The sequence below is a fragment of the Bordetella genomosp. 10 genome, assembly GCF_002261225.1.
In the GTDB taxonomy this organism is placed as follows: Bacteria; Pseudomonadota; Gammaproteobacteria; order Burkholderiales; family Burkholderiaceae_B; genus Bordetella_C.
In genome coordinates this window covers 744585-759968 of the sequence record NZ_NEVM01000002.1, presented here as the reverse complement: position 1 = coordinate 759968, position 15384 = coordinate 744585, and the positions used below count along the sequence as shown (strand labels likewise).

The 15384-nt window shown below is 70.2% G+C and carries 8 protein-coding genes; 7 read left to right on the top strand and 1 reads right to left on the bottom strand.

Translation table 11 applies throughout. The features are described 5' to 3' along the window. The first annotated feature begins 6 nt into the window (after positions 1-6). The 6 genes from glgB to CAL29_RS12740 all read left to right on the top strand — a co-directional run bounded on the left by glgB (position 7) and on the right by CAL29_RS12740 (position 12606). Positions 7-2250, top strand: a complete 2244-nt coding sequence (glgB, locus tag CAL29_RS12765; RefSeq protein WP_094853386.1) for a 1,4-alpha-glucan branching protein GlgB — start codon at positions 7-9, stop codon at positions 2248-2250. Between the two features lie 7 nt (positions 2251-2257). Further along, positions 2258-4369 (top strand): glycogen debranching protein GlgX, encoded by a 2112-nt coding sequence (gene glgX / locus CAL29_RS12760; protein ID WP_094853385.1) that lies wholly within the window; start codon positions 2258-2260, stop codon positions 4367-4369. Then, positions 4366-6162 (top strand): malto-oligosyltrehalose trehalohydrolase, encoded by a 1797-nt coding sequence (gene treZ, locus CAL29_RS12755; protein ID WP_094853384.1) that lies wholly within the window; start codon positions 4366-4368, stop codon positions 6160-6162. The genes glgX and treZ overlap by 4 nt, the downstream gene beginning before the upstream one ends. Before the next feature lie 36 nt (positions 6163-6198). After that, a complete protein-coding gene (gene malQ / locus CAL29_RS12750; RefSeq protein ID WP_094853383.1) occupies positions 6199-8337 on the top strand; it encodes a 4-alpha-glucanotransferase in 2139 nt (712 codons plus the stop codon). 146 nt (positions 8338-8483) lie between these two features. After that, on the top strand, positions 8484-11267 hold the full coding sequence (gene treY / locus CAL29_RS12745) for a malto-oligosyltrehalose synthase (protein ID WP_256977423.1): 2784 nt from the start codon (positions 8484-8486) through the stop codon (positions 11265-11267). Positions 11268-11622: 355 nt separating this feature from the next. Further along, complete coding sequence (locus tag CAL29_RS12740; RefSeq protein ID WP_094853381.1) at positions 11623-12606, top strand: Bug family tripartite tricarboxylate transporter substrate binding protein; 984 nt, start codon at positions 11623-11625, stop codon at positions 12604-12606. Between the two features lie 22 nt (positions 12607-12628). Here CAL29_RS12740 and CAL29_RS12735 read toward each other — a convergent pair whose 3' ends face one another. Beyond that, on the bottom strand, positions 12629-13570 hold the full coding sequence (locus tag CAL29_RS12735; RefSeq protein WP_094853380.1) for a LysR substrate-binding domain-containing protein: 942 nt from the start codon (positions 13568-13570) through the stop codon (positions 12629-12631). A gap of 177 nt (positions 13571-13747) precedes the next feature. Between CAL29_RS12735 and CAL29_RS12730 the strand changes: the two genes are divergently transcribed. After that, positions 13748-15370 (top strand): hydantoinase B/oxoprolinase family protein, encoded by a 1623-nt coding sequence (locus CAL29_RS12730; protein WP_094853379.1) that lies wholly within the window; start codon positions 13748-13750, stop codon positions 15368-15370. The last annotated feature ends 14 nt before the right edge of the window (positions 15371-15384 follow it).

Sequence of the window (15384 nt, the reverse complement as noted above, 5' to 3'; positions counted from 1 at the left end):
GCCTTTATGACTTCCGGCTCTTCGTCCTCATCCGGCGCCCCCCAGACCGATACGCCCGTCGACCGCGGCGCGCACGACGCGCTGGACGAGTTGCTCGCGGGGCGCCATCCCGATCCCTTCCATATCCTGGGACCGCACGCCGACGGCACGCGCAGTTGGGTGCGCGTGCTGGTCCCGAATGCCGAGCAGGTCACGGTCCTGCTGGGCGCCGACGGCAAGCAATGGCCGCTCACGCATGTGCGCCACGGTATGTACACCGGCCTGGTCGACGGCCTGGCGCCCGGCCGGCCGTCGGCCTACCGGCTGCGCATCCAGTGGCCCACCGGCGAGCAGGTCACCGAGGATCCTTATGCCTTCGGCCCGCTGCTGGGCGACCTGGACCTGCACCTGATCTCGGAAGGCCGCCACGAAGACCTGGCGGACTGCCTCGGGTCCCACGTCATGGAAATCGAAGGCGTGCGCGGCGTGCGCTTCGCCGTGTGGGCGCCCAATGCCCGGCGCGTTTCGGTGGTGGGCGATTTCAATTCCTGGGACGGCCGCCGCCATCCCATGCGCCTGCGCCACAGCGCCGGCGTCTGGGAAATCTTCATCCCCCGCCTCGAAGCCGGCGCCCGCTACAAGTACGAAATCACCGGCGCCGAAGGCAACCTGCTGCCGTTGAAGGCCGACCCGCTGGCGCGCCAGACCGAAGCGCCGCCGGCCACGGCCTCCATCGTGGCCGACCCCGCGCCGTTCACCTGGACCGACCAGGCGTGGATGGCCGGGCGCGGCGCGCGCCAGGCCGTCGAGGCGCCCATTTCCATCTACGAGGTGCATGCCGGCTCCTGGCTGCCGCGCGACGGCGAGAGTGACAGCGGCGAATGCGTCTGGCGCCGCCTCGCCACCCGCCTGGTGCCCTATGCCCGAGACATGGGGTATACGCACCTGGAGCTGATGCCCATCATGGAGCATCCTTTCGGCGGTTCCTGGGGCTACCAGCCGCTGGGCGTCTTCGCCCCCACGGCGCGCTACGGCACGCCGCGCGATTTCGCCGCCTTCGTGGATGCCTGCCATGCGGCGGACCTGGCCATCATCCTGGACTGGGTGCCCGCCCACTTCCCCACCGACACCCATGGCCTGTCCCGCTTCGACGGCACGGCGCTGTATGAATACGAGGACCCGCGCGAGGGTTTCCATCCCGACTGGAACACGCTGATCTACAACCTGGGCCGCACCGAGGTGCGCAACTTCATGGTCGCCAGCGCGCTGGAATGGGTGCGCCGCTACCACATCGACGGCCTGCGCGTCGACGCCGTGGCGTCCATGCTCTACCGCGACTACAGCCGCGCGGCCGGCGAGTGGATCCCCAACCGCTACGGCGGCCGCGAGAACCTGGAAGCGGTCGAATTCCTGCGCGACATGAACGCCACCGTGCACCGCCTGTGCCCGGGCGCCATCACCGTCGCCGAGGAATCCACGGCCTGGCCGGGCGTGTCGGCGCGCACCGAGGACGGCGGCCTGGGCTTCTCCTACAAATGGAACATGGGCTGGATGCACGACACGCTGCGCTACATGCACAACGATCCGGTGCACCGGCGTTACCACCACAACGACATGACCTTCGGCATGGTCTACGCCTATTCGGAACGCTTCATCCTGCCGCTTTCGCACGACGAAGTGGTCCACGGCAAGGGCTCCCTGCTGAACAAGATGCCCGGCGACCGCTGGCAGCGCCACGCCAACCTGCGCGCCTATTTCGGCTTCATGTGGAGCCACCCCGGCAAGAAGCTGCTGTTCATGGGCGGGGAAATCGCCCAGGAACGCGAATGGAACCACGATGCCTCGCTGGACTGGGCCGCGCTGGACGACGGCCTGCATCGCGGCGTACAAAGACTGGTGCGCGACCTCAACCGGGTCTATGCCGAGCTGCCCGCGCTGCATCGCCGCGACCACGATGCCAGCGGCTTCGAGTGGATCATCGGCGACGACTACGGCAACAGCGTCTTCGCCTTCCTGCGCCGCGACGGCGACGCGCTGGCGCTGGCCGTCAGCAACTTCACGCCGGTGCCGCGCGAAGGCTATCGCATCGGGGTGCCGCGCGCCGGCCGCTGGCGTGAACGCATCAACACCGACGCCGGCGACTACGGCGGCTCGGGCGTGGGCAACGGCGGCGGGCGCGACACCGAGCCTGTCGCCGCGCATGGGCAGGGTCAATCGCTGGCCCTCGTCCTCCCTCCCCTGGCCACGGTGATTTTCCAATTCGAAGGATAAAAGGCCCATGTCCGGCGTGCTTCCCGATCGGCTCGCCCCCGGCCAGCCCTATCCGCTGGGCGCCACCAGCGACGGCCTGGGGGTCAACTTCGCCGTCTTTTCGGCCAATGCCAGCCGCATCGACCTGTGCATCTTCGACGAGCGCGGCCGCAAGGAACTGCAGCGCCTGCCCCTGCCGGAGTGCACCAATGAAATCTGGCACGGCTACCTGCCGGACGCCGCGCCGGGCCTGGTCTACGGGTATCGCGCCTACGGCCCCTACGACCCCAGGAACGGCCACCGCTTCAATCCCCACAAGCTGCTGCTCGACCCTTACGCCGCCGAGCTGACGGGGCCGCCGCGCTGGACCGACGCCCTGTTCGGCTATCGCCTCGGCGGTCCGCGCGGCGACCTCACGCCCGACCGGCGCGACAGCGCGCCCGCCATGCCCAAGGCCGTGGTCGCCGACAACGCCTTCCACTGGGGCGAGCGGCGCAAGCCGCCCACGCCGTGGGAGCACACCGTCATCTACGAGGCCCACGTGCGCGGCGTCTCGATGCGGCGCGACGACGTGCGCGCGCATCTGCGCGGCACGGTGGCGGCGCTGTCCAACCCGCGCTTCATCGAGCACCTGCACAAGATCGGCGTCACCGCCCTCGAACTGCTGCCGGTGCAGGCCTTCCTCCAGGACAAGTTCCTGGTGGAAAAGCAATTGGGCAATTACTGGGGCTACAGCACGCTGTCCTATTTCGCGCCCGAGCCCGCCTACCTGCGGCAGGGCGGCCCCAACGACCTGCGCATGGCGATACGGCGCTTGCAGGCGGCGGGCATAGAAGTCATCCTGGACGTCGTCTACAACCACACCTGCGAGGGCGACGAGACCGGCCCCACCCTGTCCTGGCGCGGCCTGGACAACGCCAGCTACTACCGCCTCATCCCCGGCGACGAGCGCTACTACATCAACGACACCGGCTGCGGCAACACGCTCAACCTGTCGCACCCGCGCGTGCTGCAGATGGTGATGGACTCGCTGCGCCACTGGGCCACGGCCTATCGGGTCGACGGCTTCCGCTTCGACCTCGGCGTCACGCTGGGCCGCGAAGGCCACGGCTTCGATCCGGGATCCGGATTCTTCGACGCCGTGCTACAGGATCCCGTGCTGGCGCGCCTGAAACTGATCTCCGAACCGTGGGATGTCGGTCCCGACGGTTATCAACTGGGACGCCAGCCGCCGGGCTTCGCCGAATGGAACGACAAATTCCGGGACACCATGCGCCGCTTCTGGCGCGGCGACGCCGGACAGCGCGGCGAGATGGCGGAACGCCTGGCCGGCTCCAGCGACCTGTTCGACCGGCGCCACCGGCGTCCCTGGGCCTCCATCAATTTCGTCGCCTCGCACGACGGCTTCACCACGCGCGACGTCGTCACCTACGCCCGCAAGTACAACGAGGCCAACCTGGAGGACAACCGCGACGGCCACAGCAACGACTACAGTTGCAATTGGGGCGCGGAAGGACCCAGCGACGATGCCTATATCGAGGAAATCCGCGGCCGGGTGCAGCGCTCGCTGCTGGCGTCCAGCTTCCTTTCCTACGGCACGCCCATGCTGCTGGCCGGCGACGAGTTCGGCAACAGCCAGCAAGGCAACAACAATGCCTACTGCCAGGACAACGCCGTCTCCTGGCTGGATTGGCAGCAGGCCGCCAGCCCCGAAGGCCGCGCGCTCATCGATTTCATCGGCCGCCTGGCGGCCGTGCGCCGCGACCATCCCAGCCTGCGCGTCGACAACTACGGCAACGGCCGGCGCGAAGTCGCGCCCGACAGGGAAGGCATCGCCTGGTTCGACGTCGACGGCCAGCCCATGACCTTCGAAGGCTGGCATGACGGCGAGGGCCGCGCCCTGGCCGTGCGCCGCATGGTCGCCACCGAGGAGGGGCTGGACGTCACGCTGACCCTGCTCAACGGCGGCTACGAAGACCTGCTCTTCGTCCTGCCCGACGAGGGCACGGCATGGCGGATGCTCATCGACTCCAGCCGGCCGGAGGCGCCCGCCGAACAGGTGCACGGCCACCACTTCAATCTGCACGCGCACGGCATCGCGGTCTTCAGCGGCGGCCCGCGCGGCAAGGAGCATTCATGACATCCCCGGTTCCCGCCGTTTCCTACAGCCACGGCGCCGTCCGCCTGGCCGACGGCCAGACCCGTTTCCGCCTCTGGGCGCCCAATGCCCGGCACGGCGTCGGGCTGGAAATCGCCGGCCGCGAACCCTTGCCGATGCGGCAGGCGGCCGACGGTTTCTACGAACTCGACGTCCCCTGCGAGGCCGGCGCGCGCTACCGCTACCGCGTCGCGCCCGATCTCGCCGTGCCCGACCCCGCCTCGCGCCTGCAAGCCCACGACGTGCACGACGACAGCGTGGTGGTCGAGCCCGGCGCCGCCTATGCCTGGCGCCATCCCGAATGGCGCGGGCGGCCGTGGAACGAAACGGTCTTCTACGAAGTGCATGCCGGCCTGGCCGGCGGCTACGCCGGCATCGAGGCGCGCCTGTCCGAGCTCGCGGCCCTGGGCATCACGGCCGTCGAGCTGATGCCCATCGCCGACTTTCCCGGCCCGCGCAACTGGGGCTATGACGGCGTGCTGCCGTACGCGCCCGACCGCGCCTATGGCGAGCCCGACGAACTGCGGCGCCTGATCGACACGGCCCACGGCCTGGGCCTGATGGTCTTCCTGGACGTGGTCTACAACCACTTCGGTCCCGACGGCAATTACCTGAACGCCTACGCTTCCGACTTCTTCCGCGCCGACGTGCAGACGCCCTGGGGCGCGGCCATCGATTTCCGCCGGCCGGCGGTGCGCAGCTACTTCGCCGAGAACGCGCTCTACTGGCTGGCCGAATACCGCTTCGACGGCCTGCGCCTGGACGCGGTGCACGCCATCAAGGACGTCGGCTGGCTGGAGGAAATGGCGGCCTTCGTGCGCGCCCGCATCGACCCCGCGCGCCACGTCCACCTGGTGCTGGAGAACGACGACAACCAGGTGCATCCCCTGCTGCACGGCTACCAGGCGCAATGGAACGACGACGCCCACCACGTGCTGCACCACCTGCTCACCGGCGAAAGCGAAGGCTATTACGAAGACTACGTCGAGCAGCCGGCCCAGCGCCTGGCGCGCGCCCTGACCGAGGGCTTCGTCTACCAGGGGCAGCCGTCGCGCCACCGCGGCGGCGAGCGGCGCGGCGAACGCAGCCACCTGCTTCCGCCCACCGCCTTCGTGCTGTTCCTTCAGAACCACGACCAGACCGGCAACCGCGCCCTCGGCGAACGGCTGGGGCCGCTGCTGCGCGATGCCCGCGTCCTCAAGGCCGCCACCGCCCTGCAGTTGCTGGCGCCGCAGATCCCGCTGATCTTCATGGGCGAGGAACGCGGCGCGTCCACGCCCTTCTATTACTTCACCAGCCACGCGGACGCCGAACTGGCGCAGGCGGTGCGCGACGGCCGGCGCAAGGAATTCCAGCGTTTCCGCGCCTTCGCCAATCCGGCCATGCGCGAGCGCATTCCCGACCCCAACGACCCCGCCACCTACGCCGACGCCAATCCCTACGTCGGCCAGCCCGACCCGGAGGTCGCCGCCGCCTATGCCGAACTGCTGGCCCTGCGCCACCGTGAAATCGTGCCGCGGCTGGACGGCGCGCGCGCCATCGGCGCGCACGTGCTGGGCATGCGCGCGGTGGTGGCGCAGTGGCGCATGGGCGACGGCGCGGTCCTCTCGCTCTACGCCAACCTGGGCGGCGTCGACCTGCGCCCGGACTGGCTACAGGTCGACCTGGTCGATCAAACGGTGCTATACGAAAGCCAGGCGGGCGCGGGCGCCGCGTTGCACGAAGGCCTGCTGCGGCGCGCATGCACGATCGCCCTGCTACAGGCTCCCGTATGACGATGGACGCATGACGATGGACGGAAAGGAGTACGCATGACAAGCTCTGGCATCGATAGTCCGGCGGACGCGGACCTTGCCGCCCTGGCCTCTCAGGCCGGCATCGCGGTGGACTGGGTGGACGCGCGCGGCCAGCCGCGACGGGTGGCGGACGACGTGCTGCGCGCCATGCTGGGCGCGCTGGGGCTGCCGGCGGCCGACGCCGCGCAGATCCGGGACAGCGCCGCGCGTCTGCACGAAGAGAACGGGCAGCCCGCCGGCCTGCTGATCGTCGACGCCGGCGCGCCGATCGAATTCGACGCGCGTCCGGACGACGCCTATCTGCTGCTGGGCGAGGACGGCGAGCAACGCACCCTGGCGGCGCACGACACCGACGACGGCCGCACCCGCCTGCCGGCCGTCGACACCCCCGGCTATTACGTCCTGGAGGCCGGCGACTGGCGCCGCAACCTGGCCGTGGTGCCGCCGCGCAGTCCCAGCGTGGCGGAGTTGCTGGAAACCCCGCATCCGCGCGCCTGGGGCATCTCCGCCCAGCTCTACAGCCTGCGCCGCCACCATGGCGGCGACCCGGCGCAAATGGCCGGCATGGGAGACTTCACCGCGCTCACGCGCCTGGCCACCGCCGCCGGCCAGCGCGGCGCGGCGGCGCTGGCCATCAGCCCGGTGCATGCGATGTTCGCCGCCGATCCGGGCCGCTACAGCCCCTATGGGCCCTCTTCCCGGCTGTTCCTCAACAGCCTCTACGTCGATCCTTCCGCCGTGCTGGGCGAAGCGGCCGTGGGCGCGGCCCTGCGCGGCCTGGGCCTGGGCGACGAGGCCTTGCGCCTGGACGGCCTGTCCCTGATCGACTGGCCCGCCGTGGCGCGCCTGCGCCTGAAAGTGCTGCGCCGCCTGTACGACGATTTCCGCGACGACGCCCACAGCGAATTGCAGGATGCCTTCACCCGCTTCCGCATCGCCGGCGGCGAGGCCCTGGAAAGCCATGCCCGCTTCGAGGCCCTGCACGCGCGCCACCTGCCGCCGCTGGGCGACGCCACCGACTGGCGCCTCTGGCCGGCCGACCTGCGCGATCCGGCCGGCAGCGGCGTGCGCGCCTATGCCCACGCGCACGACCGCGACGTCGCCTTCCACATCTTCCTGCAATGGCTGGCCGCGCAAGGCCTGGCCGGCGCCCAGCAGGCGGCGCGCGCCGCCGGCATGGGCATCGGCCTGATCGGCGACCTGGCGGTCGGCACCGATCCCGGCGGCAGCCACGCCTGGAGCCGCCAGGCCGACATCCTCGAAGGCCTGTCGCCCGGCGCGCCGCCCGATATCTACAACCCGCTGGGCCAGTGCTGGGGCCTGACCGCGTTTTCGCCGCGTGCCCTGCACCTGAGCGGCTACGCGGCCTTCATCGAAATGCTGCGCGCCGCCCTGGCCCATACCGGCGGCCTGCGCATCGACCACGTGCTGGGCCTGGCCCGCATGTGGCTGGTGCCGCAAGGCGCCCCGGCCGCGGACGGCGCCTACCTGCGCTATCCGCTGGACGACATGCTGCGCCTGGTGGCGCTGGAGGCCTGGCGCCACCGCGCCCTGATCATCGGCGAAAACCTGGGCACCGTGCCCGAGGGCTTCAATCACCGCATCGAGCAGGCCGGCATGCTGGGCATGGACGTGCTCTGGTTCCAGCGCGACGGCTGGGCGGGCAATCCCGCCCCCTTCCAGCAGCCGCGCTACTGGCCGGGCGCGGCCATCGCCACCACCACCACCCACGACCTGCCGACCGTCGCCGGCTGGTGGCGCGGCGCCGACATCGGCTGGCGCGACGGCCTGAAACTGCTCGGTCCCGGCGAAACCGGCGAATCCCTGCGCCACGAGCGCGAGCGCGACCGCGGCGCGCTCTGGCACGCCTTGCGCGAGGCCGGCTGCATCGGCCACGACCAGCCGCCGGCGCCGCCCGCCGACGCGCCTGTCGAGGCGGTGCTGCGCTTCGTCGCCGGCACCCCCGTCCCGCTGATGCTGGCGCCGCTGGAGGACCTGCTGGCCCAGGAGGAACAACCCAACCTGCCGGGCACCATAGACAGCCATCCCAACTGGCGGCGCCGGCTGGAGCCGGAGGTCGAGCACGTCTTCGACCTGCAACCCGTGCGCCTGCGCGTGGACGCCATCGAAGCGGGACGCCGGGGGCATGCATGAGCGCGCCGGGCCGCCCCAAGCGCGAGTCCTCCCTTGGGGAGGCAGTCGCGCAGCGACAGGAGGGTACAACCATGCACGCGCCGGGCCGCCCCAAGCGCGAATCCTCCCTCGGGGAGGCGGTCGCGCAGCGACAGGAGGGTCGTTCATTGACATCAAAACGCTCCCGTTTTCATCCGCACGGCGCGCGCGCGCAGGGGCCGGCGAACGCGGCCGCGCGCGCTGCGCCCGGCGCTTCCGTGCCCGCCGACGCCTTATCCACCGGCACGCCGCGCGCCACGGTGCGCCTGCAATTTCACGCGGGCTACACGCTGGACGACGCCGTCGCGCAGGTGCCGTATTTCGCGCGGCTGGGCGTGAGCCACGTCTATGCCTCGCCGTTGACGCGCGCGCGGCGCGGCTCCACGCACGGCTACGACGTGGTCGACCACGGCCAGGTCAACCCGGAACTCGGCGGCGAAGCCGCGCTGCGCCGCCTGGTCCAGGCGCTGCATGCGCACGGCATGGGGCTCATCCTCGACATCGTGCCCAACCATATGGCCACCAGCGCCGACAATCCCTGGTGGTGGAGCGTGCTGCGCGACGGCCGCGCCAGCCCGCACGCCACCTGGTTCGACATCGACTGGGAACCGGCCGACACCGGCCTGCACGGCAAGGTCCTGGCGCCCTTTCTCGGCAAGCCCTATGGCGCGGCCCTCGCCGACGGCGACATCCGGCTGCGCCTGGGCGACGCCGGCTGGTATATCGACGCGGCCGGGGCCCCTTATCCGCTGGCCGACGGCAGCCTCGACGCCAGCCTGCCCGATCCCGCGCACGCGCACGACCCCGCCACGCCGGCGGGACGCGCGCGCCTGCACGAATTACTGGAACGCCAGGCCTACCGCCTGGCCTGGTGGCGCAGCGCCGCCGATGAAATCAACTGGCGGCGCTTCTTCGAGATCACCGACCTGATCGGCGTGCGCGTGGAGCAGCCCGCGGTCTTCGACGCCGTGCACGCCATGGCGCTGCGCCTCTACGAAGAGGGCCTCGTCGACGGCCTGCGGGTCGACCACGTCGACGGCCTGGCCGACCCCATCGCCTATTGCGCGCGCCTGCACGCCGAACTCGCCGACCGGTCGGCGCGGCGGCCCGGCGCGCGGGCCGGCCAGGCGCCCTACCTGATCGTCGAGAAAATCCTCGGCAACGACGAAGTCCTGGACGAACGCTGGATGGTGGACGGCACGACCGGCTACGACTTCATGGACCAGGTCGGCGCGGTGCTGCACGACGCCGCCGGCGTGGGGCCCATCACCGAACTGTGGCAGACCCTGGCGATCGACACCCGGTCCTTCGCCGAGGTCGCCGACGAGGCGCGCGAACTGATGCTGCTGCGGCACTTTCCGGCCGAGCGCTACGCCACCGCGCGCGCCCTGCACCGCGTCGCCGCCCTGGATCCCATGACGCGCGACTGGGGCCAGGCCGCCATCCTGCGCGTGCTGTGGCAGTTGTTGCGCGCCTTTCCGGTCTACCGCACCTATGCGGATGCGCAGGGCCGCCATGCGCTGGACCAGCTCCGTTTCGACGCGGCCGCCGCCACGGCCCATGCGCGCATCCGCGCCGACCGCGACGGCGACGACGGTCCGCTGCTCGAAGCCATGGGCGACTGGCTGGGCGGCCAGCCCTCGCGCGGCCTGCCGCCCGAGCAAAGGGAAGCGCGCGAGCTGGCCACGCGCCGCTTCCAGCAACTGACCCCGCCGCTGACCGCCAAGTCCCTGGAAGACACCGCTTTCTACCGCTACGGCCGCCTGCTCTCCCGCAACGAGGTCGGCGCCGATCCGGCCGTCTTCCACCTGCCCGTCGAGGCTTTCCACCGCCGCTGCGCGGCACGCGCGCGCCGCCTGCCGCGCGCCATGGTGACCACCGCCACGCACGACCACAAGCGCGGCGAGGACACGCGCGCGCGCATCATGGCGCTGAGCGAAGTCCCCACGGCCTGGAGCCGCTTCGCCCACGACTGGATGCACGCGCACGCGCCCGCCGCCTACAACGGCAACGGCCAGTTGGCCCCGCATCCGGCCGACCTCTACATGCTGCTGCAGACCCTGGTGGGCGCGTGGCCGCTGGACCTGCGCGCCGACGACGCCGACGGCCTGCGGGCCTATGCCGAACGGGTCGGCGCATGGCAACTGAAGGCCTTGCGCGAGGCCAAGGTCCGCACCAGTTGGGTGGCGCCGGACGAATCCTACGAGCAGGCCTGCGCGTCGACGCTGGAAGCCCTGATGCAACCCGGGGAAGCCGACGACGTCGCGGCCTTCGCGCATCGCATCGCCGCCGCCGGCGCCGTCAACAGCCTGTCCCAGACCCTGTTGCGCCTGACCGTGCCGGGCGTGCCCGATCTCTACCAGGGCACCGAATTCTGGGACTTCAGCCTGGTGGATCCGGACAATCGCCGTCCCGTGGATTACGCGGCGCGCGCCGCGGCGCTGGACGCCCACGACGCCGGCGACGTCGATGGCCTGCTGGCGGGCTGGCGCGACGGCCGCATCAAGCAGGCCATCGTGCATGGCGCCCTGGAGGCGCGCCGGGCGCGTCCCGGACTCTATGCGCAGGGCAGCTACGTGCCCCTGCCGGTGCTGGGACCGCGCGGCGACCACATCGTCGCCTTCGTGCGCAGCCTGGGCGACCAGCACGTCTTCGTGCTGGCGCCGCGGCTGGTCGGCAGGCACCTGCGCGCCGACGACGGCGACGCCGCCAACGCGGATGCGGGACTGTGCCTGCCGCGCATCGACGCCGCATTCTGGGAAACCACCGCGGTGGTGCTGCCTCACCGCTATGCGGGCGCCGTCCTGCGCGACGCCCTGAGCGGCCGCGAACGGCGCGTCGGCGCCGACAGCATCCTGCCGCTGGCCGAGGCCCTGGCGGATTTCCCGGTGGCGCTGCTGCCGGCCGATTGAGGCGGCATCGCCGCTGCGCGCCAACGCCACCCGGCCACCGGGTGGCGTGCCTCACCTTCCTCACGTGCCGTGCCTCATGCGCCTCATGCGCCTCCCGCGCCACGGGTAAACACGCATGATCGTTTTGCATAGGGTGCGGGCATAAAAGCATTATGCGCATGCCCCGCCCCTGCCCATAATTCGCCCATAAGAAACAGCGCGGCGGCGAAGCAGCTCTCGCTCTCAAAGGGACCGGAAGCTGCCAGCCTCGGAGCGCGCGCCGTGCGCGCGCCCGGCCCCATGCCGCCGCGGGAGGAGCCTGCCCAATCCGGGCGGAAGACGTCTCTTCGACAACGACTCCATACAAGGCGGAATCATGAAAAAACTTCTTGCGGCCGTGGCCGCGGCCGCGTTCGCGGCAATGCTCGCCTGCGCCGCGCCGGCGGCGCGCGCCGACACCTATCCCTCGCGGCCCATCCGGCTGGTCGTGCCGCTGGCGCCCGGCGGCAGCGCGGACGTGCTGGGCCGGCTCATCGCCCAGAAGCTGTCCGAGAAATACGGCCAGAGCGTCATCGTGGAAAACCGTCCTGGCGTGGGCGGCAATATCGGCGCGGAGAACGTCGCCCGCTCGGAACCCGACGGCTACAGCCTGCTCTTCGGCACCATCGGCATCCACTCCACCTACAAGATCTATCCGAACCTGAAATACGACCCCTCCCGGGACCTGCAACCGGTGGTGCTGCTGGCCGAACTGCCCAACGTCCTGGTGGTGCCCGCGAACAGCGAACTGACCGATACCCGCGCCGTCATCGCCGAGGGCAAGGCGCATCCGAACACGCTGTTCTTCGGCTCCGCCGGTTTCGGTTCCTCCACGCACATGGCGGGAGAACTCTTCAAGTACCAATCCCACGCCGCCATCTCGCACATCCCCTACAAGGGCAGCGGCCCGGCCCTCACCGACCTGGTCGGCGGCCGCCTGCAACTGATGTTCGAGAACCTGCCCACCGCGCTGCCGCTGATCAAGTCCGGGCAGCTTCGCGCCCTGGCGGTGACCAGCCCGACCCGCGCGCCCAGCCTGCCCGATGTCCCCACCATCGCCGAGGACGGCCTGCCCGGCTACGCCTTCACCGCCTGGTTCACCATCGCCGCGCCGGCCCATACCCCGGAGGCCATCGTCGCCAAGCTGAACCGCGACATCCGCGAGATCATGCTGTCCAAGGACATGCAGGCCAAGCTGGCCGACCTGGGCGTCACGCCGGTGCCGGGCGACCGCGACGTGAAGGCGACCGCCACCTTCATTGCCGGCGAGACCCGGACGTTCAGCCAGATGATCCAGGCGGCGCACCTCACCGCGCGCTGACGCCGCCGTCGCCTATCCCCCTCTATCCCCACGTCTCGCGCAAGGGCGCCATCGCCTCGTGCAGGCGCTCGATGAACATCGCGGCGATGCGCGAGGGCGGCGTGTCGATGGCGGTCATCAGCATCAGCTCGATCGGCAGGCTGGGCTCGAAGCGCTTGACCGCCAGCCCCGCGCGCCGCAAGGGCAGCGCCGCGAAGGGGCTGACCAGCGCCACGCCCGCCCCTTGCAGCGCAAGCACGCACATATTCATGCCGTAGCCGGTCTCGACCACCACCTCCGGCTCCACCTGCTCGCGCGCGAACATGGCCGCGACCGAGGCATGGGAAGCGCTGTCGCGCGAAGGCACGATCATCGGCACGCCTTGCAGGTCCCTGGCCCGGATGACGCGCTTGCCCGCCAGCGCATGCGCCTTGTGCATGACGCAGACCGTATTGACCTGCACCAGCGGCGCCGCGTTCACGCCCGCCACGTCGATGGACCGTTCGGCGATCCCCAGGTCGGCCTTGCCCGAAATGACGCTATGCCGGATCAGGCCCGAGGTCACCGTCTCGATCTGGATCTGGATGCCCGGCCTTTCCTTCAGGAAGGCCGTCGCGATGCTGGCGAGCGGCCCCATGCCGAAGGAAGGCTGGCTGCCCACGATCAACTTGCCGCTATGCCCGCCGCGCAGTTCCGCGATGGTCTGCGCGATGTGCTCCATGCCCACGTAGGTGCGCTCGATGGTGTTGAACAGGATGCGGGCCTCGGGCGTGGGCACCAGCCGGCTCTTGTGCAGCTCGAACAGCTTGATGCCGATGTGGCGCTGGAAGCGCGAGATAAGCTTGCTGATCACCGGCTGCGAAGTATGCAGCAGCACCGCCGCGTCGGTCGCCGTGCCGCGGATCATCACCGCGCGAAAGGCCTCGACCTCGTGGATCTTCAGCGTCTGCGCGCCGCGCGGGTCGGCCGTCGCCGTCGTCTTCATGGAATTTCCCCTTGCGCCGCCGCGTCCACGGGGCCTGGCGCGGCGGCTGTGTATGTCCGTTTGGTATGCCCTGTAGCGAAATAAATATTAGGACGACATAGTCTAAACCGCCAGAATCGTCCTGTGTCATCGATTACGCCGCGGCCATGCAAGCGCGGCGCACACAAGGGAACCGTGATGAGTAAAACCTTAGACGCGATCACGCTGGAGCTGCTCTGGACCCGCATGATCTCCATCGTCGACGAAGCCGCCGCCGCCATGGTGCGCACGTCCTTCTCCACCATCGTGCGCGAATCCAACGATTTCGCATGCGTGCTGACCACCGCCGACGGCCGCTCCGTCGCGCAGGCGACCAACAGCATCCCCTCCTTCATGAACACCATGCCGCGGACCATCCGGCACTTCCTGGAGGCGTTCCCGCTGGACCGGCTTGAACCGGGCGACGTGTTGATCACCAACGACATCTGGCAAGGCACGGGACACCTCCCGGACATCTCCGTGGCCAAGCCCATATTCCTCGACAGCAAGGTGGTCGCATGGGCCGGCTCGGTGGCGCACGCGCCCGACATCGGCGGCCGCATCCGTTCCGCCGACGCGCGCGAGGTCTATGAGGAAGGCCTGCAGATTCCCATCATGAAGGTGATGCGCAAGGGCGAGATCGACGAGACCTTCGAACGCATCATCCGCAAGAACGTGCGCGAGCCCGACCAGGTCATGGGCGATCTCTTCGCGCAATTCACGGCGCTGCGCATGATCGAATCGCGCATGCTGGCGTTGATGGCCGAACGCGGACTGAGCGAGATCGACACGCTGGCCGGCGAAATCCACGCCCGCTCCGAAAAAGCCATGCGCGACGCCATTCGCGGCCTGCCCGAGGGCGTGTACCGCCGCAGCGCCATCAGCGACGGGCTGGACCATCCGATCAAGCTGGAACTCACGCTGACGATAAAGGACGGGGAAATCACGGTCGACTACGCCGGCACCGATGCGCAGGTGCCGCGCTCCATCAACGTCTGCCTGGCCTACACCATCGCCTACACCTGCTACGGCCTGCGCGCGGTGCTGCTGCCGAACGTGCCCAACAACGAAGGCGTGATGGCGCCCATCCACGTCAAGGCGCCCGAAGGCTGCATCCTCCATTCCAGGCCGCCCGCCGCCGGCGGCGCGCGCGCCCTGATCGGCCACTTCGTGCCCATGATGGTCATCGGCGCGCTGGCCGACGCCATGCCCGAGCGCGCCATCGCGGCGGTCGGCTCGCCGCTGTGGTGCGTCAACCTGTCCGGCGTCCGCGAGTCCGGCCTCCCCTTCACCAACCTGTTCTTCATGAACGGCGGCTATGGCGGCTCGCACCGGCAGGACGGCGCCAACGTGCTTTCCTGGCCCAGCAACATCTCCTCCACGCCGGTGGAGATGATCGAGAAGATGTCGCCGCTGCACGTGCGGCACCGCCGGCTGCGCAGCGGCACGGGCGGCGCCGGCATGCACCGCGGCGGCACGGGCCAGGCGATCGCCTTCGAGAACCGCAACAAGACGCCCATCGTCGTCAGCTTCATGGCCGAACGCACCCGCGACGAGGCCGCCGCGCAGGGCCTGGCGGGCGGCGAGTCCGGCGCGCCCGGCGCCGTCATCCTGAACGGGGCCGTCGTCAACCCCAAGGTCCAGCACGTCCTGAATCCCGGCGAGGTCGTGGAGCTGCTGACGCCCGGCGGCGGTGGCTTCGGCCCGGCCGCGCGCCGGGATCCCGCCGCGACGCTGCGCGATGAGCAGGACGGCTACATCGGCGCCGCCGCCCACCAGTAATCGAGGAAAAAACC

Bases quoted from the DNA above. Each gene is read 5' to 3' on its own strand.
- glgB (WP_094853386.1), top strand. From the start codon at position 7: ATGACTTCCGGCTCTTCGTCCTCATCCGGCGCCCCCCAGACCGATACG.
- glgX (WP_094853385.1), top strand. From the start codon at position 2,258: ATGTCCGGCGTGCTTCCCGATCGGCTCGCCCCCGGCCAGCCCTATCCG.
- treZ (WP_094853384.1), top strand. From the start codon at position 4,366: ATGACATCCCCGGTTCCCGCCGTTTCCTACAGCCACGGCGCCGTCCGC.
- malQ (WP_094853383.1), top strand. From the start codon at position 6,199: ATGACAAGCTCTGGCATCGATAGTCCGGCGGACGCGGACCTTGCCGCC.
- CAL29_RS12740 (WP_094853381.1), top strand. From the start codon at position 11,623: ATGAAAAAACTTCTTGCGGCCGTGGCCGCGGCCGCGTTCGCGGCAATG.
- CAL29_RS12735 (WP_094853380.1), bottom strand. From the start codon at position 13,570: ATGAAGACGACGGCGACGGCCGACCCGCGCGGCGCGCAGACGCTGAAG.
- CAL29_RS12730 (WP_094853379.1), top strand. From the start codon at position 13,748: ATGAGTAAAACCTTAGACGCGATCACGCTGGAGCTGCTCTGGACCCGC.